The organism is Bacteroidales bacterium (assembly GCA_014860585.1).
Classification (GTDB): Bacteria; Bacteroidota; Bacteroidia; order Bacteroidales; family 4484-276; genus RZYY01.
On the sequence record JACZJL010000078.1, the window covers coordinates 1 to 23,206 of the forward strand.

Consider the following 23,206-nt stretch of genomic DNA (forward strand, 5'->3'; position numbering starts at 1 on the left):
GGCAAGCCAGTGTTGTGTCGGGCAACATGGGCTCCTGTGCCTGTGATCTCGTCACAAAAGCAAGCATGAACACTAAAAAGAATACTACACTACGAATCAACATGTTAACAACTTCGGATGTAAACTAAATCGATACAAAACCCGGCCACGAAAGTAATGAATATTCAAAACTTTCTGGCCTGTACTAATACAATCCCCGGGAGAGAAGGATCAATGTGCAGTCCTCAACTACTTTAATACCGTCATTTTCAGCCATTCTGGCCAATCTATCATTCTCTGTTCCGGGGTTAAAAATGATACGTTTCGGCTTGAGAACATGCAGAATATAATCATACATGGCGGGTTGATTTGCAGGTGCAAGATACATGGTTACTGTGTCCACCCCTTCAATTACAGGTTTTTCTGTCCGGATCATGATGTTGTCAATTGAGCCGGTATGTCTTCCAATGGCCTCCACAGGATGCCCGTGAGCTGTCAACAATTGAACAGCTTTAAATGAAAATCGTGAAGGATTTGGGCTGGCTCCTATTACCACTGTTTTTTTCAACTCCGCCATCTGCTAAGGTTTGATGAAGTTCAAATGCAAACTTGGGCGAAATATTGCTTTTTCAGGAAAAAATTTCAGGGAAATCAGCTAAAGTAACGATTGATTGAAAAAGGTGATTTCGATTTTGTTTGTGATTCATCAGAAAATATGATGCTCCGTTTGCATACCGAATATGTATTTACTCTGCGCTGTAAAAAAGATTAACCGCAGAGAACCGCGGAGATTTTGCACAGAGAGCCGCAAAGCTACAACTTAATACTCTGCGGTTCTTTGCGCCTACTTTGCGTAACTCCGCGGTAAACTTTAAAATAGCCGCAACGGGTCGCAGAGTTTTTTGGCGGAGAGCCGCAAAGCCCAAACTTGGTGATCAATTTTCTTATTTCATCTTTAGGTAAGCAAGGTGATAGGCAAATTTAAAAAATGAGCAAAGTTTTTTAAATCCTATATTTTCGGACAAAAAGACATTAAAAATGAATGGGTTATGTGTCACTTTTACATTAAAAAGATACGGCAAAGAAGTTGATTGTTGATCCTCCGGAATAAAAACCTTTAAAACAGAATAACTATGAACTTAAATAATTTCACCCTTAAAGCGCAGGAGAGCATCCAAAAGGCCCAGGAAATTGCTACCGGTTTGCAGCATCCGCAGATTGAGAATGCACATATTATTAAAGGTATCGTCTCGTCAGATGAAAATGTAGTTCCATTTCTGCTGAAAAAAATGGATGTTGACTTAAATTCCCTGGTCAGAGAGGTTGACAAGTTGCTTGCCACCTACCCGAAAGTTACGGGCGGACAGGTTTATCTTTCGCCGGATGCAAACACAGCACTTCAAAAAGCCTTAACTTTTCTGAAAGAATTTAACGATGAATTTGTGACTGTGGAGCACATTATTTTAGGCATCATTTCGGGAAAAGACAAGATGGCTACCTTACTCCAGGAACACGGAATAACGCGTCAACGCCTTGTACAGGCCATTAAAGAACTGCGCAAAGGTTCAGGCGCCAGGAGCCAGACTGCCGAAGAAACTTACAATGCACTGAACCGCTATGCAAAAAATCTAAACGAGCTGGCTGCTGCAGGCAAACTTGACCCGGTGATAGGCCGCGATGAGGAGATCAGGAGAATCCTGCAAATCCTTTCGCGCCGAACGAAAAACAACCCAATATTAATAGGTGAACCTGGCGTGGGTAAAACTGCCATTGCCGAAGGAATTGCCCACCGGATCATCAATGGCGATGTGCCGGAAAACCTCAAATCCAAGCAGATTTATTCGTTGGATATGGGGGCATTGATTGCCGGCGCAAAATACAAAGGAGAATTTGAGGAGCGGCTGAAAAGCGTTGTGAAAGAGGTAATTGACTCAGAAGGTGAAATTGTGATGTTCATTGACGAAATTCATACCCTTGTGGGCGCCGGCGCCAGCGAAGGCGCCATGGATGCTGCAAACATTCTGAAACCCGCCCTTGCAAGGGGTGAACTTCGGGCAATTGGGGCAACAACTTTGAAAGAGTACCAGAAATATTTTGAGAAAGATAAAGCGTTGGAGCGGCGTTTCCAGATTGTTTTAGTAAACGAACCCGATACACTGGATGCCATTTCAATCTTACGTGGTCTGAAAGAGCGATACGAAACCCATCATCACGTGAGAATCAAGGACGAAGCTATCATCGCAGCAGTGGAATTGTCGCAGCGCTATATCACCGATCGTTTTTTGCCTGATAAGGCCATTGACCTGATTGACGAAGCTGCATCGAAACTCCGACTCGAAATCAATTCATTACCGGAGGAACTGGACGAAATTGAGCGCAGGATAAAGCACCTTGAGATTGAACGTGAGGCAATTAAAAGAGAGAAAGATCAGGGAAAACTGAGCGAACTTTCGCAGGAGATCGCTAATTTGTCGGAAAATCGTAACCAGTTGCGTGCTAAATGGCAGGCAGAAAAGGAGGTGGTTGAAGCCATTCAGTTGCGGAAGCGGGACATCGAAGAGTTGAAGTTCCAGGCTGAGCAGGCCGAACGCGAGGGGGACTTCGGTAAAGTAGCCGAAATACGCTATGGGCGGGTTAAGCAGGCTGAAGATGATCTTGAAAAACTCAAGGCTAAACTAACTACGACCCAGGGCGACAGCCCGATGATCAACGAAGAGGTGGATGCAGAGGGCATTGCTGATATCGTATCCCGCTGGACGGGAATCCCTGTGAGCAGAATGTTGCAAAGTGAGCGCGAAAAATTACTGCAACTGGAATCCCATCTACACCGCAGGGTTGTTGGACAGGAAGAGGCTATAGCTGCTGTTTCGGATGCCATTCGCCGCAGCCGTGCCGGGCTCCAGGATGCCAAACGTCCGATCGGCTCGTTCATTTTTCTGGGAACTACCGGAGTCGGTAAAACCGAGCTGGCCAAGGCATTGGCTGAATTTCTTTTTAACGACGAAAACTCGATGGTTCGGCTCGACATGTCGGAATACCAGGAACGCCATACTGTTTCCAGGTTGATCGGAGCGCCTCCGGGGTATGTGGGTTATGACGAAAGCGGCCAACTGACAGAAGCTGTCCGGCGCAAGCCTTACTCGGTAGTGCTGCTCGACGAAATCGAAAAAGCCCATCCTGATGTGTTTAATATCCTGCTGCAGGTGCTCGATGATGGCCGCCTCACCGACAACAAAGGGCGAACGGTAGATTTTAAAAATACCATCATCATCATGACCTCCAACATCGGTTCTCACCTGATTCAGGAAGGATTGGGTTCACAGTCGGCAGATGACGAAACCAGGTTTGAACAGGTTAAAACGGAAGTGTTTGAGTTGCTCCGCCGAACCATCAGGCCGGAGTTCCTCAACCGGGTGGATGAAATCATCATGTTCAGGCCACTCTCTTCAGGGCAAATCGGGGAGATTGCTGCACTGCAGGTCAACCTGCTCAAAGAGATGCTTGAGAAAAATGGAGTACACATCAGTGTTACCGAAGCTGCAATCGGATGGATCGCTGAAGCCGGGTTCGATCCCCATTACGGCGCCCGCCCGGTGAAACGTGTAATCCAGAAACAACTGATGAACGAACTCTCAAAAATGATCCTTTCCGGCAAAGTAAACCGGGAAGAGACAATCATTATTGATGCGGGTAAGGATGGGTTGAATTTCAAATGAATCAATCATTAAATAGCGATAGTATCGCTCAAAGCGATGCTATCGCTAAAGTTGACGTCAAAACGGACAGGTCTGGAAGACACTGTCAGGTTTCAAAATGACTTTTCAGGCATTTAAGGGCTGCCATCCCCGACCCCGACGAAGGAGGGGTCGGGCAAGCCTGCCTTTTCCTTCGTCGGGGTCGGGCAAGCCTTCGTGCCTCAGGGCTGGCTTCTCTCCTCCCCCCTTCTTTTAATTTTTTCCGGAAAAAAGTCTTTCAAACCATCTGAATGGTGCATCCTGATTTGGTACTCAAAATGGCTTCAATCCCGAAATCATCCGATCCTTCCCTGAAAGGTCTTTCCGGAGTTCAACATTTTGGTAGCCTGCATCAGTGAGTAAACGGATCATCTGATCTCCAAAACGCTCGTTGATCTCGAAATAAATTTTTCCTCCCGGCCTGATTTGGTTTTCAGCGAAATGGAGAATACTCCGGTAAAAAACCAACGGATCCTCATCACTGACAAACAAAGCACCGGCCGGCTCATAATTCAGCACATTGGGCTGCATAAGTTGCTTTTCAGCATTGGTGACATACGGCGGGTTGCTCACGATCACATCAAACTGCGGTTGCCTGGTCCATTCGTCAGGTTTCAGCATGTCCATCAGGAAGAAGCTAACCGTAAGGTTGTTGGCGGCTGCGTTTTTTTCGGCAATCTTCAGGGCATCGGCACTTACATCGCATCCCTGCACTGTTGCCAGAGGCAGCTCTTTTTTCAGGGCAAGCGCGATGCAACCGCTTCCCGTTCCAATATCAAGGATAGAGAGTGGTCCCTGATTTTTATGTTCGCCGACAATCCACAAAACCAACTCTTCGGTTTCAGGGCGGGGGATCAGCACATGTTCATCAACCAGAAGTTGGAGACCGAAGAATACCGTTTCTCCGAAAATATACTGGATTGGCCTGAATTTCTTCAACTCCTTCACATCAAAATGAACCTTGAGCATGTCCGACTCGCTCAGCCGCAATTCAGGATTGAGTGCACGCTGAATCCGGGTGATGCCCAGCCGGTGTTCCAAAATATGATCAAGGAAACTGGCTGCTTCATTGCCGGTGTAGATTTTATTCAACTCCAGCAGGTAGGTTTCCCGAATATCTTTAATTTTGTTTGTTTTAAAATTCACCCGATTCTCATTAAAATTGAATGTGATGATAAAAATTTTGGCAAAATTAGAAGAAATAGCCAACACAGGCAGGCGCGCCGCACTCTGCATTGTAACCGACACTTCAGGCTCCACTCCACGCAAGGCAGGTTCAAAAATGATCGTCACTGAGGATGGCGAGACCTTTGGAACGGTTGGCGGCGGCAGTATCGAGCACCGGGTTATTGATGAAGCCCGCAAGGTTTGCAGGCAATCACAGCCCGTGAAGTTCATCTTCGACCTGGAAGACGATCTGCAGATGCAATGCGGCGGGAATGTAGAGGTTTATATCGAGCCGGTGAACCCTCCTATGAAGCTGGTCATTTTTGGAGCAGGGCATGTCGGTTCGGCACTTGGACGCTACGCACAGGATTTCGGATTCAGCATAGTGTATGTTGACAACCGGGCAGAGTTGATTGAAAAACAGCAGCAGCTTGGCTTTGAGGTCATTTTGGGAGATTATATCACTGAAGGGGAAAAGTTTGAATCCGATAAAAGGACCTTTTTTGTGGTGGTGACCCACAAACACGCCTTTGACCAGGAATTGACCGGCATTTTAGGAAAAAAGGAGTTTGCCTTCCTTGGCATGATCGGAAGCGGGCGAAAGGTTGCCGAAGCAAAGCGGTTCTATCTGGAAAACAACATACTGACACCAACCGAAATCGAAAAGATTGACATGCCCATCGGAATAAAATTCAATGCCCAAACCCCCGAAGAAATTGCCATCAGCATCCTTGCAAAGTTGATTGATGTGAAAAACTCTATTTAGGGGTTGCTGAAAAACTCAAATAGAAATAACCGAATATTCCAGGTCTCTGTGGTTCTCTGTGCCTTCTCCGTGTTTCTCTGTGTCACAGCGATTTAATTTTTTTACACAGAGTCTCACAGAGAAGACACAGAGTTTCACTGAGAAACTAAACATAAACTATTAAGATCAAATGCGAGGATTTTAAAATTATCTGTTCAAAACTTTTCATTAATATTAAAAAGTTTTATTTTTAACATGTTAATTATCAGCTATAAAACTGTTATTAAGCTGACGCTATTTAAAAAAGGTTAAAACCGCCATTTTATCCCTCAAAATCACTCCCTGAAGGGGATTGAAGAGAAATTTTTTTTATACGTTTGTACTGATAATACCTGAAAGTCATTTTTTTCTCTTCAATGAAAACCAAACTACTCACCATTTTATTGGTGCTTGCATCGCTGTTAATACACGCTCAATCAGTAAGATACTCTCGTATTGAGGTACCACTTCATGCATTGTCCCCGGAAACCATTGCCAGGCTGGGTTTGCCATTTGATTTTGTTCAGGACAGCAATTTTATCTGGATGGAGCTTCCGGATGAAGAAATCGCCGGAATTACCGCAGCCGGTGTTCAATACCGGGTTTTAATCGACGATCTGGAAACCTTTTACAAACAAAGAAATGAGGGGGTAGATTACCGAAAGGTTCTTGAAGAACAGCGCCGCAGCGGGAGATACACCGTACCTGCAAATTTCTCTCTCGGTTCGATGGGAGGTTTTTGCACTTACAACGAAATGTTGGGGCACCTCGCCAATATGCATCAGCTTTACCCTGACCTGATCTCAGTAAAAGACAGTGTTCCGGGTGGACAATCCGTCGAAGGAAGGCCAATTTACTGGTACAGGATTTCCAATGATCCCGGGGTAACCCAATCGAAGCCGCGAGTGCTTTACACCGCGTTGACACATGGTCGCGAGCCGGGTTCGATGCAGCAGATGCTGTACTTTATGTATTATCTGCTCGAAAATTACGCGAATGATGATGAAATCAACTCGCTTGTCGATCACACTGAACTCTACTTTATTCCATGCGTCAATCCCGATGCATACATTTACAATCAGGCTACCAACCCTTCCGGGGGAGGCCTATGGCGCAAGAATCGCCGGGATAATGGAAACGGGTCGATGGGTGTTGACCTGAACCGTAATTTCGGGTACATGTGGGGTTTTAATGATTTTGGCTCCTCCCCTAACCCGTCCAGTCTTACTTACAGGGGAACTGCTCCATTTTCGGAGCCGGAAACACAATTGATTAAATCCTTTTGCGAATCATACAATTTTTCGATAGCACTCAATTACCACAGCTATGGGAACTACCTGCTGCAACCCTGGGGATATGTCTCTTACCTTCTTTCACCCGATCACGATCTTTTTCAGGAATACGGCAACCTGATGACCCGCGAAAATAACTATCGTTACGGCGTGCCGGGAGCATTGCTGTATGTTGTCAATGGCGATGCGAACGACTGGCTTTATGGCGAGCAAACAACTAAGTCCCTATGTTACTCATTCACGCCGGAAGTGGGCTCAGGCAGCGATGGATTTTGGCCTCCGGTGCAGCGCATCATTCCCCTTTGCGAAGAAAATCTTTATCAAAACATCATGGCTGCAAAACTCGCCGGGTTTTATGCGACATTTTATGATCTCACACCTATAAATCTCAGCAAACAAAGAGGTTGGATCAGTTTTGGCATAAAACGACTTGGTCTCAGTGAACTCCCTTTCACCGTCACCATCGAACCTGTAACCGATGCCTTTATTAGTATCGAAAATTCAACATTCTCAGCATCTGGCAACCTTTTGGAAGTTTACAAAGATTCAGTCGAATATATCCTTAAACCAACTGTGCGACCAGGCGATGAGATAAAATTAGCCATCACAGTCAGTTCAGATGGGTTCATCTTTACCGACACGATTGTCAAAATCTTTGGTAGCGGACAGCAACTGTTTTTTGACGATTGCTCAACCATGAACAACTGGGAGAGCACCAAATGGAACACCTCCACTTCCAGATCATTTTCTCCAACCCGATCCATTGGCAATGCACCTTCTACTTTTTATTCCAACAACGATTCAAGTCTAATAATACTGGCACAGGCTATCGACCTCTCTGATGCTCAGTGCGCATGGCTGAGTTTTTACGCTTCCTGGGATTTGAATGGCGGAAAGGATTATGTCAGGTTGATGGCATCCGATGATAACGGTCAGACATGGAATCCATTGAAAGGAAGGCTAATGGAGAATCATTTTGTCATCGACGATCCTGAAACTTATGTTTACAGGGGTGAAAGCAACGAATGGCTTAAAGATTGGATTTCGCTAACAAATTATTGTGGTGGTAATCTCATGCTTGGTTTCTTTTTCACAAGCGATGCAACAGTTGGAAGGGCAGGTTTTTATTTCGACGATTTTAAAATTGAGGTATTAGACCCACAACACACTGTGAAAGAGATTAACCTGACTAAAGGCTGGAACAGCATTTCAGATTTAGTTGTACCGCAAAATGATTCCCTGAATTATATTTTTCAAAATTATACCGCCGATCTGATGATACTCGAAAACCTCTCCGGATTCTATCAGCCTGGCAACCAGCAAAGCGGGCTGATCCGGTGGGATGAAACATCAGGATATTTTTTGAAAGCATCAGATGACTTTACCCTGATGCTCGCGGGTAACAAACAAACGGCCACCATCCTTGAACTCAATGCCGGATGGAATCTTATCCCAGTGCTTTCTGAATATCCTTTCCCCATTTCAGCATTGACAACCATTCCATCCAATACCATCGAAATAATCCGTGAAGCATCCGGAATCAACGTTTTCTGGCCGGATCAAAACATTCAAACGTTGGATTTCCTTATGCCCAAGGGCGCTTATCTGGTTAAGTTGAAACAGCCGGCATTGCTCATTTTTGGAGAAAACTAGTGTTTCATTTTTCCTTCACCTGCAAGCGGGTTCCTGAACCGGTTCCCAAAATTTCGATACTTTTGTTCTCATTTTTCAACCTGAATATTTAATACAAAAGTCAATACTATGAATTTCCGACTGGTTGCAGTTTTACTGTTTCTGCCAATCTTTGTCTGTGGGCAACAATTTTCACTTACAGGAAAAATTTCGGGACTCGCCGATGGCATGGTTTCAATACACACTTTTTATGGCAGCGAAAATAAGAAGATTGATTCGGTAGCAGTTCATCCCGATGGGTCGTTCGCTTATACCTTTGCAAAGGATGCCTATTCAGGGATGTACCGTCTGCGCTGGGGAAAAAACCAGTTTATGGATGTCATTTTTAACAGCGAAAACATCAGTTTTAAAACCCACAACGAATCAGTGGTTGACAGTCTTGTTTTTTTTAACTCATTGGAAAACCAGATTTACTTCGGTTACCTGAACCAGCGAAACGAAACTGAATATAAACTGGAACTTCTCCATCCCTTGCTGAGTTACTACCCGCAGGACGATAACTTTTTCGGGCAGATCACTGCGCAATACGACCTGATCAACAACCAGTTAAACAGTTATGTGGACGATATCATTACGCGCCATCCAGGCACTTATGCCGCTAAACTTGTGAATGCGGATTTCACACCAAGACCAGCTACCGGGCTAAATGAAGAGATGCATGTTGATTTTTTGAAAACACATTTTTTCGACCGGGTTGACTTTACTGATACTACACTGCTATACAGCAATGTGATTGCCAATAAAGTGATCCAATACTTATCGCTCTACCAAAACAACCGCCTCGACAAAGACCAGTTGCAGGTGGAGTTTATCAAGGCAGTGAGCGTGATTATGGCCAGAACCAAGGCCAGTCCGACGGTTTATGAATATGCGATGGATTACCTCATCAATGGGTTCAACAGCTATGGTTTTGATAAGGTAATCACTTACATCGCTGATAATATCAACCTTGACGAGCAATGCTATGACACCGAGCGGAAAGCCGAACTGGAAAAGAAAGTGGAAAGTCTCAAAAAATTTGCTGTTGGGCTCAAAGCACCTGATTTCAGTGCCACGGATCTCAATGGAAAGCCGATAACACTTTCAGCCGTCAGTTCAGAATACACATTGTTGGTTTTTTGGGCAACATGGTGCCCTCATTGCAATGCACTGGTGAATGATCTGCAAAAAATCTATCTCCCCGACAATCACCATAAACTGGAGATCATCGCTGTTTCGCTTGACGAATCGAATGATGAACTTGACAATTTTCTTAAACAGGGGAACTACAACTGGATAAATATCAGCGACTTTAAAAAATGGAAAGGGGAATTGGTTCAGTTGTACGATGTTTTTGCCACCCCTACCATGTTTCTGTTGTACAACGACCAGACCATCCTGGCCAAGCCCATTACCTACAATGAGTTGATGGATGAGTTGTTCAAAAGGAATATTCTGAAATAGTACCTTACAGAAAACACCCTGAATTTGATTTTCAACGATTTAATTACCCCGCCCTAAAGGGAGTAAATCGTTGAAAATCATTTCTACATTAAGGGTTGGAGTCAACATTAAAAGTTTTCTGACAGGTATGAAATAGGAAAATACTGCAATACTTGCAAGATGATCAGAGGACTATCATTTTGTCTGAAACAACAGCACCTCCATGTTTTAAACTGATCAGGTACACTCCGGGACTCAATTCCTGTTCTGACAGGCTATTGTTACCAATGGTAAAAGTATTTATTCCCTGTTGCAGGAAACCTAATTTGCGGGATATCACTAATTTTCCGGTAATTTCAAAAATTGACAGCACTCCTTCTGATGGTTCGCCAACAAATACTGTTACCGACGCCATGCCGGAAGTTGGGTTTGGACTTATATTTAAACTCAAATTGTGTCTGGCGCCGACCTCCTGGGTTGAACTTGTCTTTAAAATTTCCTGCATCACCTGGCCAGTTGCTTTTTCCATTTCAAAACCGAGGATATGAGCGGCCGTAACGGCCATATCAGGTAAAATTCTTGCCTGGAAAGAGGTGAAATTTTGTTTGATGTTTGGCCCCACAGCCAGAAACTGAATACGGCGACAGCCTTCGCAGCCGCAGCCGTGGCCGGTAAAACCTCCGTGCTGGTTATCATGGCGGCCATGGTCGTTGGTCACGATCAGGGTGGTTTTGTCCTGGTAATAGGGCAGCGATTGAACATGGTCCCATAACACTCCAACAATGCTGTCGGCGCGGCGAAGGGTAGTGGTGTAATAATTCCAGTCGCCGCTATGACCGGCATGATCCACATCGGCAAGATAAACCCACATGAAATCGGGTTGTTCCTCATTCATCAGGGCTTTGGTATTGTTGCAAACGCCCTCATCCCCGATTCCTTCGCTGTAAAACGTCGGCCAGTAAGTTGGTCCGTAACTTTGATCAAAGCTTGGCAGCCAAAGGCTTGATAAGTACTTCAGGATATAAAAACAGTTGTCGGCCGACTCCTGTTTATACTTTCTGTAATACTCAAAAATACTGGGTTTAACTGAGTATTGGGTGAACTTACCCTGGTACACCGTGTCTCGCACTTCAGTCCATGCACCCGACCACAAGGCAGGAATTGCCCGGTTGGTATAGGTAATACCATCATTACGAAAATCGCTGATAATCGTTCCTTCAGCAGCAATGGCTTTCATACGCGGAATCCAGGAATAATCGGGGTCACCAAATGTCTCGGTGTAACGGGCGCCGTCAATGATGATAATCATCATTTTTTGATCGGATTGGGCACTGGCAAACTGAAAAAAAAACACCAACAATAAGAACAGCAATGGAATCATGATTTTAGTGATGCTCATTGTGTATAGTTTAAATAGATTAAAGGTCGTATGTTTCGATTAAATGTACTGATCAATGGATTTCCAATCACTGATACTGAGGAATTCTTCATAGTTAATTGCCATCATTTGATGATCAATTTTAAAGGTTTTGCCTTGATAAACGATCCATGAATGGCTTGCTGACTCTTTGTATTTTTCAATGACTTTGTGAAATGCAGGTTTATAAGTATGTGATGCTTTTATCTCAACCAAATGAAAATTTTGCCCAAAGTCAATGATTAAGTCAATCTCATCTCCATTACTTGTCCGGTGATAATATAGTTGAAAATATTGTCCTTCATGCCAACGCTTCTTCATCAAATCAGCTACAATCAAATTTTCGAATAAAGCGCCATACATCAAACCCCTTTCCCAATCTTCTTTTCCTGTTATGCCCACAAGAAATGAAAGCAGTCCGTTATCGTAGAAAAATATCCTGGGGCTTTTAATGATCCTTTTTCCAAAGTTATTGAAATACGGCTGAAGTTGAAAAATGATGTAAGATGCTTCAAGCACCGAAAGCCAGCGTTTTAATGTGCTCACCGGGATGCCTGTATCCCGCGAAATTGATGAGAGGTTGAATAATTGACATGCGTTAGCAGCCAGCGCACGCAAAAAAAGTGTAAAAGCATGGATATCGCCAATATTCAGCAATTGCCGGACATCTTTTTGCAAATAAGTTTCCAGGTAAGAATTGTGCCAGGCATCGGCCAGATAAAAATCCCTTGTTACAATTTCGGGATAGCAACCCCAATAAAATGTATGCATCCGATTATTTTCGGGTATTTCGCTTAATTGGAATGGCAACAAAGGCACTAAGCCAATTCTGCCTGCAAGGCTTTCAGACACATGCTTCCCAAGCAGGAATTGGCCAGAGCCGGTAACTACAAATTTGCCATAATTACTCCGATCGCTATCCACAGCCATTTTTAAAAATGGAAATAATTCAGGTATCTGTTGGGCTTCATCAAAAACTACTTTATTTGAATAGGTATTGAAAAATCTTACCGGATCATCGTAAAATAACTGTCTTACCTGTAAATCATCGAAGGTAACGAAAGTGTATTCGTTCCCGAGAAGTTTTTTAAGCATGGTTGATTTCCCTGATTGTCGTGGCCCCATAACACCAACGACCGGGAAAGCTTTAAGATATTTCATTACCAAATCTTCCGACTGACGGGGGATGTAAGTCATATTATGTAAATTTACCATTGCTTGGCAAATTTACATAATATATTTTGATCTGGATTATCTGACCAGCAATTCATCTGATTAATCAAAAATGTCAACTTGAAATTACTTTCCCTCTGTCCATCCTCACCACCCTACCCGGAAATTTATCAATCATGAAGTGGTTGTGGGTTGCAACGATCACTGATTTGCCCTGTTTACTGATTTCGTAAAGCAAGGCAACAATTTCTTCAGCCGTTTCGGGATCAAGGTTTCCGGTGGGTTCATCAGCAAGAATGATCTCAGGTTGATTGATCAGTGCCCGGGCAATGCAAACCCGCTGCTGTTCACCTCCCGAAAGCTCATGAGGCATTTTGAAACCTTTTGTCGGAATTCCTACCAGCGATAAAACTTCATGGGCACGTTTTTGAATTTTTTCTTTATCACGCCAGCCGGTCGAGCGCATGACAAATTCAAGGTTTTTCTGAACTGTCCGGTCGGTAAGTAGTTGAAAATCCTGAAAAACAATTCCCAATTTTCGCCGCAGAAACGGAATTTCTTTAACTTTTAGGTTGAGCAAATCAAATCCTGCTATGGTTGCTTCTCCTTCATCAACAAAAAGTTCGGCGTACAAAGTCTTGAGAAGGCTGGTCTTTCCGCTGCCGGTTTTCCCGACCAGGTAAATGAATTCGCCGGGAAAAACCTGGAACTCAACCTCCGAAAGTGTAAGTATTAAATTGCGGTAAACAGTGGCGTTTGTAAGGTGTATGACAGGAGCAGACAGCATGAAATAATGAATTGTGATTAAGAATTTAACAGATCAGACACACTTGAAACGGTTTTTGATAAACAATTTTAAACAGTGTTTAAAAGAGCGTTTTGACAATCTCCGGGTAAAAATTAATTCTGTATTTACCCAACAAAGAGCGGTAAGCGTCCTCGCCGGCAGTCATATAGCTTGATCCAAGTCCCGAAACATCGTCAATGGTTTTGTTAAACAAAGTTTTGCCTGATTGATCTTTTATTAAAAAAGTAGCCCTAAGCGAGGACGAAAAGCGGTTGTTGCGCTCACTGCCGGCAGTTGTGTTGGACTCTACAAATATCGAATAGTCCGCACCCCCTGAACTCATGGCTATCTCATAACCATCTTGTTTCAGCAATCTTATAATCTCCTCCTCAAGGCCGGTATTAACAATTGGATTATTCAGATTCTTCTCATTTATTGAGATAAAAAAAACAGGAGGGATGATTTCTACCGGCAGCACAAAACTGTTCACTTTCACGCCGTCGAAAAGTTTCCTAACCATCATGTCGCTGGTATTATCGCGCACCAGCTTATCCATGTTGAGGCACGAGGTGATTTGCTCACTCTTTAGGCGGGAGTCAATTTTTCCGGAAATAATGCTGAAATTCCCGCGGGCGTCGGTCACAGATTCAACCTGAGTGCCGGGTAGCCACGAAAATTTGGTAATGATGGGGATGCCTGCCACCGTGCGCTGGTTTTCATCCAGAAGGGTTGCTTCAATCTGTGTATTTGCGCCTGATGTGCCGGGTTTAAGTACTATTTTGTCATGTGGAAAAACAACCTTCAGTTGCTGAACCTGGTCAATTAATCCGGCCATAAGGGCTGTGGCATAGGGTTTTTCTTCATTGTCAATGGTAGCTTTGAGGTCTTCCCCTAAAAAATCGCGGATATCTTCAACCGACCGGATGTAAAACCTCAGGGCATCGGCTGAGTTTCCTTGCCGCCCGAAGGTTCTGGCCTGTTCAAACTTAGACTGTGATAACCCTAATGCCTTGTTGATCCTATCTTGTTTGATCTGTTCCCAACGGGCTTTTGATAACCGATAGTAAACCCAGTATTGCTGATCATTTTCCCAATTTTCGACCAGTTCAAACCCCTCGAGTTGCTGTTGGGTCGTCATTTTGATGTTATCGCGGAAGTATTCGCTGTATGTCCGGTCAAACTCAAATTGGTTGAGTACAGAGGAGGAGGAAATGTTCACTGAAATATTTCCAGCCATTTCAGAAAGGGCGCTCTGCCTGGCGCGTTCACGAAAATCCACCTGCCCGGTCTTTGAAGCCATTCCAACTCCATGGTAGTAAAAAGGGTCATTGGGTGTTTGTTTTGCCCAGGCAGGGGCATTTTTCAATGCGTCGCTGCTTCCGGATTTCTTACCTGAAGAACAGCCTAAAAGCAATACCAGCAATGCAATTCCAACAATAGTTTTCATTTTTCAGGATTGAAATTTTTTACAGCATTCGCGATTTTTTCTGATAAATCAACAAAAACTTTATCCCGGAGTTTATCTGCTGATGTGATTCGTGCATCTGATTTTAGAAGGGATTGCAGTGAGGAGTAATTCCTGTCATCAAGTGAATAGGTATTGTTTCGGAGTGCTGCCGGGTAAAGGTTTTTTTGTTCTCCCTCATAAGTGGCATAGTGCATTTTATCTGTCTCATTACCTTCCAGTCTCTGTGAAAGGAGAATCTCACCTGTCAGGGTGGATATCAGCTGGTAGCTCATGGTCAGTGAAGTACCGTTATTTTTCATGTATTCAATATAAGTTACTTTTTTATCGTAGAAAGTCGTTTCTCCTGTTGTCGATTTCATCACCTGGCGTTCAAAGCCGGTCTTGGTAAACTTCTCCAACTTACCCTCAACTTTGGTATATTCGGAAAAGCTCAGTATCAAGACCGCTTTGATCCCATTTCGATCGTGTAGTTCCTTAAGTTGAGATCGGTCAAAAGAGCCTGGATTACCCCGGAAGGAGTTATCAATTTTACTGTTGATCACCGATAGTTTATGGATTTTCAGGAACGGATCGTTCAATTTTAGCAGATGATCAAGCATCACATTTTCAAACTCTTTGCCATCGCTGCTGTATTGTGGCATACTGCCTGAATGAACCGCTACCGGATATTGAGCGCAGGCGAGGGCTTGTTCCTTTAATGTGCGTGAGTCTTTGTAATCACCTGCATCTTTGATGATATTATCATAACCAAAATAAGCAGTTCTGCATTTTCCTGCAGTCAGCTGTTGATTGGATCGCCGGTAAATGGGTTCGTTGCAGGCTTCAAAATACTGGCTCCTGACATCGAGGTAGCCGGAGTTGATGCGGTAAACATCTCCAAGCGCAATGGCAGCAGCATCGAAATTTTCGTCTATCAGCAATAATGTACCTTCCTTGTATCGCTCGCTTAGCGCCTGCTGCATCAGGTTTTTCACATCCTTGTAACCGGGGTCTCTATTCGACACCTTTTCCCACTCCCGATAGGCATCCATATATTTACGCTGGCTGAACAAATTCGATCCGTTCTGATACATCGGCTCAAGTGTGGCAGTGTTCAGGTAGTTCTTTGTATCCCTGAAATCGGGTTTGATCTGGTGAATTTCGGAAAAAACCTTCTTTGCTTCCTCATAACTTTGGTCAGTAATCAGTTTTTGCCCCTGCTCATAGCGCTCGGTAAGGTAAAGCTCACTGGCATTTTCATATAGACGCTGGGTGGAGTAGTCGATATTGAGATCCATTCCGGTACGTTTGACTTTTGCAGTAAAATCCTGCATAGACAAATAATCGTACACAACTTTTTTGTAATCACCACGATTAAAGGCATGGTTGATCCCGGAGGCCATGTCTTCAAGATACATCTGTCCCGAACGTTTCAGACCGGTTTTGTATTCAACAGCCTGCGGTTTTTTTATGGATGCCTGGTAGTAAAGATCGGCAGCTTCTTTAAACATTCCGACAGATTCGAATTGGGCAGCCTGTTTGGCCATTTTCTTCACTGTACACCCCGCCTGAAACATCGAAAGAATGAAAAAAACAAGAATCACAGGTAAAAATCGATAACCCATACGTAAAAATTTTGGAGGGTAAAATTAGAAATTGTTTTTGAACTGTCTGGAAAGATTGTATTCAATAATCATGCAAGATAAAGTATGGCTTATCAGGCATAATGATTAAGATCCAAAATTCATCCATCTTGCGTAGGAATAATTAATAAGATAAGAAAAAAGCTGACAGATTTTAATCATTTGCTGATAAAAGAGATCAATCATGGAAAAGTAATTTCATCAGGACTGCCCATCATAACAAAATATGATTTACCGGGGGTTAAAAACCCGATCGTGTTAATGTCTAATGCCGGCCAAAACAAAGTTATACCTACTGCATCCCTAACCAGGATCACATTCGTTCCATCAAACAAAATTTCAGGATTCACCGGTGAGTCAGACAGCACAGGTATTAAATTCCAACCGGTTTGAAGTTGAATAGTATTGTTACTTACCGGGTAGCCAGCAAGGTTAAAATTTATGGCAGAACTCACTTTTATCTGGTACCCCTCCATGCTGTTCCATTCACCCAGTGTATTCACATTTCCGTTCGGCCAGAATATGCCGGTTTCATTTTGAACGATGATTATCTGCTCAATAAAGTTCTCAAATAATACTTCCAAAGCCCCGGTATTCGGGACTAAAAAAGAAGACAGTCCACTCCATCCGGCAGGAAGGCTTATCATCTGCAACGAGTGAGTTTCTAAATTTAATGGTAAACTCCAATCACTTTTTTCATCATCTGAGCAAACTGCCCGAACATAAACATCATAGCTTTCGCCGGGCGCCAGGCCTTCAATTAAAACCGGATTTTCTGTGATTCCTTCAACTGCTGTTCCTTCAGATTGAGGATCAAAACCTGTCGGACCATATTTTAAATCCCAGGAATCTTCATTCGCGTTGGGAGTCCATGCAATCGTGGATGAGTTGCAAGATACATCTTCGAGGATGAGATTTGACGGTGGCAGACATGATCCTGACTCCGGGTTTTTAACGCAGCGCACCGAAAATCCAAAAGTTTCAGGATTAAACAACCTGCGGACACCATCGTTATTGTAAGCCAGATGTCGGCTCCAGGCTACTGATGGATAATTCTCGGAGGAAGACCAGAAAAAAGCATAAGTATTCAATGCGATGTATGAGCCGTCGGTATGCCGGTATCCAGCAGGGATTGCAGTAAAATCGTAGAAATCACTGCCAGTATTTATACTCCAGCCGATTGTCGATTTCAAATTTTTACCGGCATCGTAACCCCGCCATGCGGTTTGATCCCAGATCGGGTCTCCAACGCCATAATAACTGTCGACAGTTCCTTCCAGAATTTTCCATTCTTCATCATCAGGAACATGCCATCCAGAGGGGCAAAGCCCATTAGCATTGTTGACTGCATACCAGTTATAATAAGCGCCATAGCTATCTTTCCATGAAATGCTGTTACTGTACCAGGCATACGCCCCGTCAGTGTTGCTGCTCCATGCTCCATTATTTGTTCCGGGGTAATCAATGCTTGTTCCGTTGCTGTATTTTGTAGTTTTAAGGTTTTCCTTTATCCAGCATTGTTCACCGATGAGCGCAGTATTGTAAATATTTCCATCAATATCAGCTACCGTAGGACTGCCAGGGCAGGCTGTGAAAAACTTACGATCATGTTGGCTTTTTGGATTTTGAGCGTAAAGAGCTACGAAATTTATTCCGGAGACAACACACAAAATAATAGTTAAAACTTTGGATTTCATCATATGGAAGATTGATTTTTGCAAAAATAAATCATTTTAAAAAAAAATACAACCCTCCGGCAGGCTAAAAGAATCTGACAAAAATCAAATTCTCTATAGATTCATTAAAAAAAATTCTTGATAAAATCCTTCGACACCCAACTAACCACAAAATTTTACTCCTGCCTGATCCATTTGTTCACCCATTTCTCGTTCACTGCAACTGCCAGCACTTCTCCTTTTGCACAAAGTTCCCCACCACCGTAGAGGTTGACTTTTACCGTAACACGGTTTCCTTCGATTTTCTCAACTGTTGCTCTGAGTTTCAATGGGCCGTAAATCGGTGTAGGGCGGAGGTAATCCACATGAAGGGAGGCTGTTACACAGCGAAAAGGCGGCTCGGAGTCCATTGGGCGACCGGCATGGCGGTAAAGCGCTGCTGCAGCGGTTCCAGTCGAATGACAATCGATCAGCGAGGCAATCAAACCTCCGTAAACATATCCTGGCAAGGCAGTATGCCAGGGTTTTGGCGTAAATTCCGCAACTGCCTCATCACCATCCCAATAACTCTTTATCTGGTGACCATGTTCATTTAATCCGCCACAGCCGTAGCAGTGGTTGAAATCGTCGGGATAATAATCCTGAAAAGCTTTTTGATCCATGTCTTGATTCATTTTATTTGAGGGATCAAAAGTAAAAATTTTCCTTTTCTATTTTCATCTGGAGTTCATCTTAACCCTTTCAGATTATTTTCATCTGAATTCAAAATTACTTTGTGTTCAGGTTACACGCAAAATTAGTGGAGAAATTTTATTTCTGTATGCAATAACGGCGCTACTGAAAGAAATTAAAAAAAATAATCCTATACAGCACTTTGAGTCAACATTCTTGACTGTTTTTCTGTTTAGTTAAAAATCGATTTAACTAACAACAAAAACAAAATCATGAAACAGTTCATTTTTTCAGCAGCAGCCATTGCAGTTTTAGTGCTTTCGATCACCGTGTCTTACGCACAAACTGAAAGCCAGCAAGCAACTTACACATTCGACCCGCTACCGTACGCTTACGACGCACTCGAACCATCTATTGATGCCCGGACCATGGAAATCCATTACGATCGTCATCACAGAGCCTATTTCAACAATTTTTCAAAAGCCATCAAAGATTCGGAGATGGGAGGAATGAGCCTTGAGGCTATTTTTGCAAACATCAGCAAAGCACCTGCTGTTTTGCGCAACAATGGAGGTGGTCATTACAACCACACCCTTTTCTGGAGTATCATGTCGCCTGACGGAGGTGGAATACCTGTTGGTAAACTGGCAGAAGCCATCAACAAAACTTTCGGTTCATTTGATGACTTTAAAAAGCAATTCGAACAGGCCGGCGCCACCCGTTTCGGGAGTGGTTGGGCGTGGTTAAGTGTGAATGCGGATGGCAAGTTGTTCATTTCTTCGACCCCAAACCAGGATAACCCCTTGATGGATGTTGTTGAACAGCGGGGAAATCCAATCCTTGGTCTCGATGTGTGGGAACATGCTTACTACCTGAAATACCAAAACCAGCGCGGCAGCTATATGGGCGCCTTCTGGGATGTGGTGAACTGGAAAGAAGTTGGCAGAAGGTATGAAGTGCTGGTGAAATAGTCGAATGAGAGTGATAAAAGTTATAGGTTAATCGTTATCGGTTAGTTGTTATTGGTATGTCTTGAATGAAATTTTCACAGATAAAGATAAATACGGTTATTTTTCGTTGATCACTTTTACAATCTATGCAAATAATGATCTGAATAATCAAATAACGAGACGACTACTTTATAGTTTGTAACCATTAACAACTCAACTCTCAGCATCAAATGAAATCATTCTCCGCTGTAATCTTCGACCTTGACGGGGTCATTACCAGGACTGCCCTTGTGCACAGCGCCGCCTGGAAAAAAATGTTTGACGAGTTCCTGAAAAGTTGGTCAGACAAGCATCATAAGCCTTTTCGGGAGTTTGACCACGAACGCGACTATCTGCCCTATGTTGATGGCAAGCCCCGATACCAGGGTGTTCAGTCGTTTTTGGAGCATCGTGGGATCGGAATTCCGTTTGGCGATCCCTCTGATCCACCTGAGGCTGAAACAGTATGTGGCCTGGGCAACCGCAAAAACCAGGTTTTCAACGAGGTGCTGGAGCGCGACGGCGTAGAAGTCTATCCTTCTACAGTCGAATTAATTCATCAATTGATAAAAAAGAACATTCGCGTGGGAGTGGCTTCATCCAGCAAAAACTGTGAAGGTGTGCTCAAGGCAGCCGGACTGTTCGATCTCTTCGAAACCCGGGTGGATGGAGTGGTTTCATCTGAAATTGGTTTGAATGGCAAGCCCGCTCCCGACATATTCCTGAAAGCTTGCGAAAACTTAGGGTCAACACCGGATGAAGCCGTAGTAGTGGAGGATGCAGTTTCTGGAGTGCAGGCAGGTAAAGCCGGCAACTTCGGGCTTGTGCTGGGTATTGCCAGAGAAGGCAACGCCAAAGAACTGCGGCAAAACGGAGCCGACATCGTGGTAAACGACATCGGCGACATTGGCTTGAAAGGGCTTGAAGAGTGGTTTGAAAATGGCCTGGAAGAGGACAACTGGTCGCTCACCTACACTGAATACAACACTAAAAAAGAGCGCTCGCGCGAGGCGTTAGTCACAATAGGAAACGGATATTTCGGAACCCGCGGCGCTTTTGAAGAAACCTACGCTAATCCGGTCAATTATCCTGGAACTTATATTGCCGGACTTTATAATCGTTTGGTTTCAAAAGTTGGCGATCGCGATGTAGAGAATGAGGATTTTGTGAACATCCCCAACTGGCTGCAAATTACCTTCAAAATTGACGACGGCGACTGGTTTGATCCAAACAGCACCGAAATTCTGGACTGCTACCGCCACCTCGATTTCCGCACAGGTGTGATGCAACGTGTGCTGACTGTGAGAGATAAGCATGGTAAAGAAACCCTGATTCAGTCGCAACGGGTTGCAGGGATGAACAACCCACACCTGGCTGCCATGAAATACAGCATCTCGCCGTTAAATTATCATGGAAAAATTACAGTGAAATCCACCCTTAACGGCAACATCATCAACGATGGAGTGGAGCGCTACAAGCAATTGAATCAAAAGCACCTGCAGCCGGTTGATGCCGGCGCTGAGGGAAAGTTGAGCTGGCTGGTAGTGAAAACCACCCAATCGGCCATCGAAGTAGCAGAGGCAGTGAAGCTGAATGTTTTTTTTGAAAATAACCCCATTGAGCCTGAAATTAAAAGCATCATCACCACCGGCCAGGTAGAATCATTTTTCAGCGCTGATCTTGAGAGATTGCATGTGCTGACGGTAGAGAAAATCACCGCCATTTACACTTCTAAACCTGACGATAGCAATAATCCCCTTGCCAACGCCAAAGTGAAAGCCATGCTGACTGAATCGTACGACTGGCTGGCGAATGAAAGCAAAGCCGAATGGGAAGAAATCTGGAAAAAAATTGATGTACAAATTGACGGCGACCGGCTTGCGCAAAAGCTGTTAAGGATGCATCTTTACCACCTGATGGTCTCATTTTCGCATCATAACAAGGATTTTGACGCCAGCATTACCGCGCGCGGATTGCACGGAGAGGCTTACCGCGGCCATATTTTCTGGGATGAACTTTTTATTCTGCCATTTTACGCCATGCATTTCCCCGAAGCGGCCAAAGCCATGCTGATGTATAGGTACCGGCGGTTGGATCAAGCGCGTGATTATGCCAAAGAATACGGCTACCAGGGCGCTATGTTCCCCTGGCAAAGCGGCAGCGACGGTAGAGAAGAAACGCAGGTGGTGCATCTCAACCCCATCACCGGAGAGTGGGGCGACGATTACAGCTCGCTGCAGCGCCACGTATCGCTGGCAGTGGCTTACAATGTTTGGGAATATTTTAAGATCACCGCAGATAAAGATTTTATCAAAGAATTCGGCGCTGAGATGTTCCTCGAAATCTGCCGATTCTGGGCCTCCAAAGCTAAAAAGGATGAAACCACCGGACGCTACTCGATCAAAAATGTAATGGGACCGGACGAGTTCCACGAAACCTATCCCGAAGCTACCGAAGGCGGACTGAAAGACAACACATACACCAATCTTATGGTGGCCTGGACATTAGAACGGGCTTTCGACCTTCTTGACCAACTTGAACCTGCCGGCCAGAAAATTATTAAATCCAGAATTGGCCTCACTGAGGATGAGATGGCCAGTTGGCAGGAAATTTCCCATCAGTTGAACATCGTCATCAAGAATGATATTCTGGCGCAATATGATGGATATTTTGAACTGAAAGAGCTGGACTGGGATTATTTCCGCAAAAAGTACGGCAACGTTTACCGGATGGATCGTCTGCTGAAAGCCGAAGGTAAATCGGCCGACGAGTACAAAGTGGCCAAGCAGGCCGACACACTGATGACCTTTTACAACTTGCCGGAAAAAGAGGTAACCCACATCCTGGAACGGCTTGGTTACCAGCTTTCACCAGAATACCTGAAGCAAAACCTCGGATATTATTTGCAGCGCACATCTCACGGTTCAACGCTTTCGAGGGTGGTTCACGCCCAACTGGCTAACATGATTGGAAACAAGCAATTGAGTTGGGAACTCTATCTTGACGCCCTCACCAGCGACTACAACGATATTCAGGGTGGAACCACCGGCGAGGGTATCCATGCCGGAGTAATGGCCGGAACGGTGCTCGTAGCCATGCAATCGTATGCCGGAGTTGATGTTCGTGACGGCAACCTCCGAATTAACCCTAACCTACCTTTGCACTGGCGCAGCATTAAATTCAAGTTTAAGTTGCGGGGAAATCTTTTTGAGATTGAAGTTTCACAGGCTGAGGTAAAAGTGAAATACGAGGGTGAAGATGAAAAAGTGATTTTTTGGGTGAATGGTGAAGAGAAAATAGCTGTGAGAAAGTTTTCAGATATGGTCAATTAA

15 protein-coding genes are annotated in these 23,206 nt (G+C 44.1%); 6 read left to right on the top strand and 9 right to left on the bottom strand.

The features are described 5' to 3' along the window. Window positions 1–184 precede the first annotated feature (184 nt). Window positions 185–556: a CoA-binding protein gene (locus IH598_07960; GenBank protein MBE0638439.1), complete on the bottom strand. Its 372-nt coding sequence runs from the start codon at window positions 554–556 to the stop codon at window positions 185–187. Between the two features lie 556 nt (window positions 557–1,112). Here IH598_07960 and clpB point away from each other — a divergent pair. Continuing rightward, window positions 1,113–3,695 (top strand): ATP-dependent chaperone ClpB, encoded by a 2,583-nt coding sequence (clpB, locus tag IH598_07965; protein MBE0638440.1) that lies wholly within the window; start codon window positions 1,113–1,115, stop codon window positions 3,693–3,695. Window positions 3,696–3,986: 291 nt separating this feature from the next. Here the strand turns inward: clpB and prmC are convergent, their stop codons facing one another. Beyond that, on the bottom strand, window positions 3,987–4,949 hold the full coding sequence (gene prmC / locus IH598_07970) for a peptide chain release factor N(5)-glutamine methyltransferase (protein MBE0638441.1): 963 nt from the start codon (window positions 4,947–4,949) through the stop codon (window positions 3,987–3,989). Here prmC and IH598_07975 point away from each other — a divergent pair. The 3 genes from IH598_07975 to IH598_07985 all read left to right on the top strand — a co-directional run bounded on the left by IH598_07975 (window position 4,897) and on the right by IH598_07985 (window position 10,091). Then, window positions 4,897–5,646 carry an XdhC family protein gene (locus IH598_07975; GenBank protein MBE0638442.1) on the top strand — a complete coding sequence of 250 codons (750 nt, stop codon included), beginning with the start codon at window positions 4,897–4,899 and terminating at the stop codon, window positions 5,644–5,646. The genes prmC and IH598_07975 overlap by 53 nt on opposite strands. Before the next feature lie 395 nt (window positions 5,647–6,041). Continuing rightward, a complete protein-coding gene (locus tag IH598_07980; GenBank protein ID MBE0638443.1) occupies window positions 6,042–8,609 on the top strand; it encodes an immune inhibitor A in 2,568 nt (855 codons plus the stop codon). 108 nt (window positions 8,610–8,717) lie between these two features. Then, window positions 8,718–10,091 (top strand): redoxin domain-containing protein, encoded by a 1,374-nt coding sequence (locus tag IH598_07985; protein MBE0638444.1) that lies wholly within the window; start codon window positions 8,718–8,720, stop codon window positions 10,089–10,091. A 163-nt stretch (window positions 10,092–10,254) separates the two neighbouring features. Here IH598_07985 and IH598_07990 read toward each other — a convergent pair whose 3' ends face one another. The 7 genes from IH598_07990 to IH598_08020 form a co-directional block, all read right to left on the bottom strand. Then, entirely contained in the window at window positions 10,255–11,469 is a 1,215-nt protein-coding gene (locus IH598_07990) for a T9SS type A sorting domain-containing protein (protein ID MBE0638445.1), read from the bottom strand. 39 nt (window positions 11,470–11,508) lie between these two features. Continuing rightward, entirely contained in the window at window positions 11,509–12,702 is a 1,194-nt protein-coding gene (locus IH598_07995) for an ATP-binding protein (GenBank protein MBE0638446.1), read from the bottom strand. A 73-nt stretch (window positions 12,703–12,775) separates the two neighbouring features. Beyond that, window positions 12,776–13,447, bottom strand: coding sequence for an ATP-binding cassette domain-containing protein (locus IH598_08000; GenBank protein ID MBE0638447.1), 672 nt, complete (start codon window positions 13,445–13,447; stop codon window positions 12,776–12,778). A gap of 79 nt (window positions 13,448–13,526) precedes the next feature. Next, window positions 13,527–14,894 carry an LPP20 family lipoprotein gene (locus IH598_08005; GenBank protein MBE0638448.1) on the bottom strand — a complete coding sequence of 456 codons (1,368 nt, stop codon included), beginning with the start codon at window positions 14,892–14,894 and terminating at the stop codon, window positions 13,527–13,529. Beyond that, on the bottom strand, window positions 14,891–16,519 hold the full coding sequence (locus IH598_08010) for a hypothetical protein (protein ID MBE0638449.1): 1,629 nt from the start codon (window positions 16,517–16,519) through the stop codon (window positions 14,891–14,893). Before IH598_08010 ends, IH598_08005 begins: the two co-directional genes overlap by 4 nt. 200 nt (window positions 16,520–16,719) lie before the next feature. Further along, window positions 16,720–18,234 carry a fibronectin type III domain-containing protein gene (locus tag IH598_08015; GenBank protein MBE0638450.1) on the bottom strand — a complete coding sequence of 505 codons (1,515 nt, stop codon included), beginning with the start codon at window positions 18,232–18,234 and terminating at the stop codon, window positions 16,720–16,722. Between the two features lie 155 nt (window positions 18,235–18,389). Next, a complete protein-coding gene (locus tag IH598_08020; protein MBE0638451.1) occupies window positions 18,390–18,875 on the bottom strand; it encodes a PaaI family thioesterase in 486 nt (161 codons plus the stop codon). A 282-nt stretch (window positions 18,876–19,157) separates the two neighbouring features. Between IH598_08020 and IH598_08025 the strand changes: the two genes are divergently transcribed. Together IH598_08025 and IH598_08030 are read left to right on the top strand one after the other, a co-directional pair. Next, window positions 19,158–19,856 (top strand): superoxide dismutase, encoded by a 699-nt coding sequence (locus IH598_08025; GenBank protein MBE0638452.1) that lies wholly within the window; start codon window positions 19,158–19,160, stop codon window positions 19,854–19,856. A gap of 209 nt (window positions 19,857–20,065) precedes the next feature. Then, entirely contained in the window at window positions 20,066–23,206 is a 3,141-nt protein-coding gene (locus tag IH598_08030; protein ID MBE0638453.1) for a beta-phosphoglucomutase family hydrolase, read from the top strand.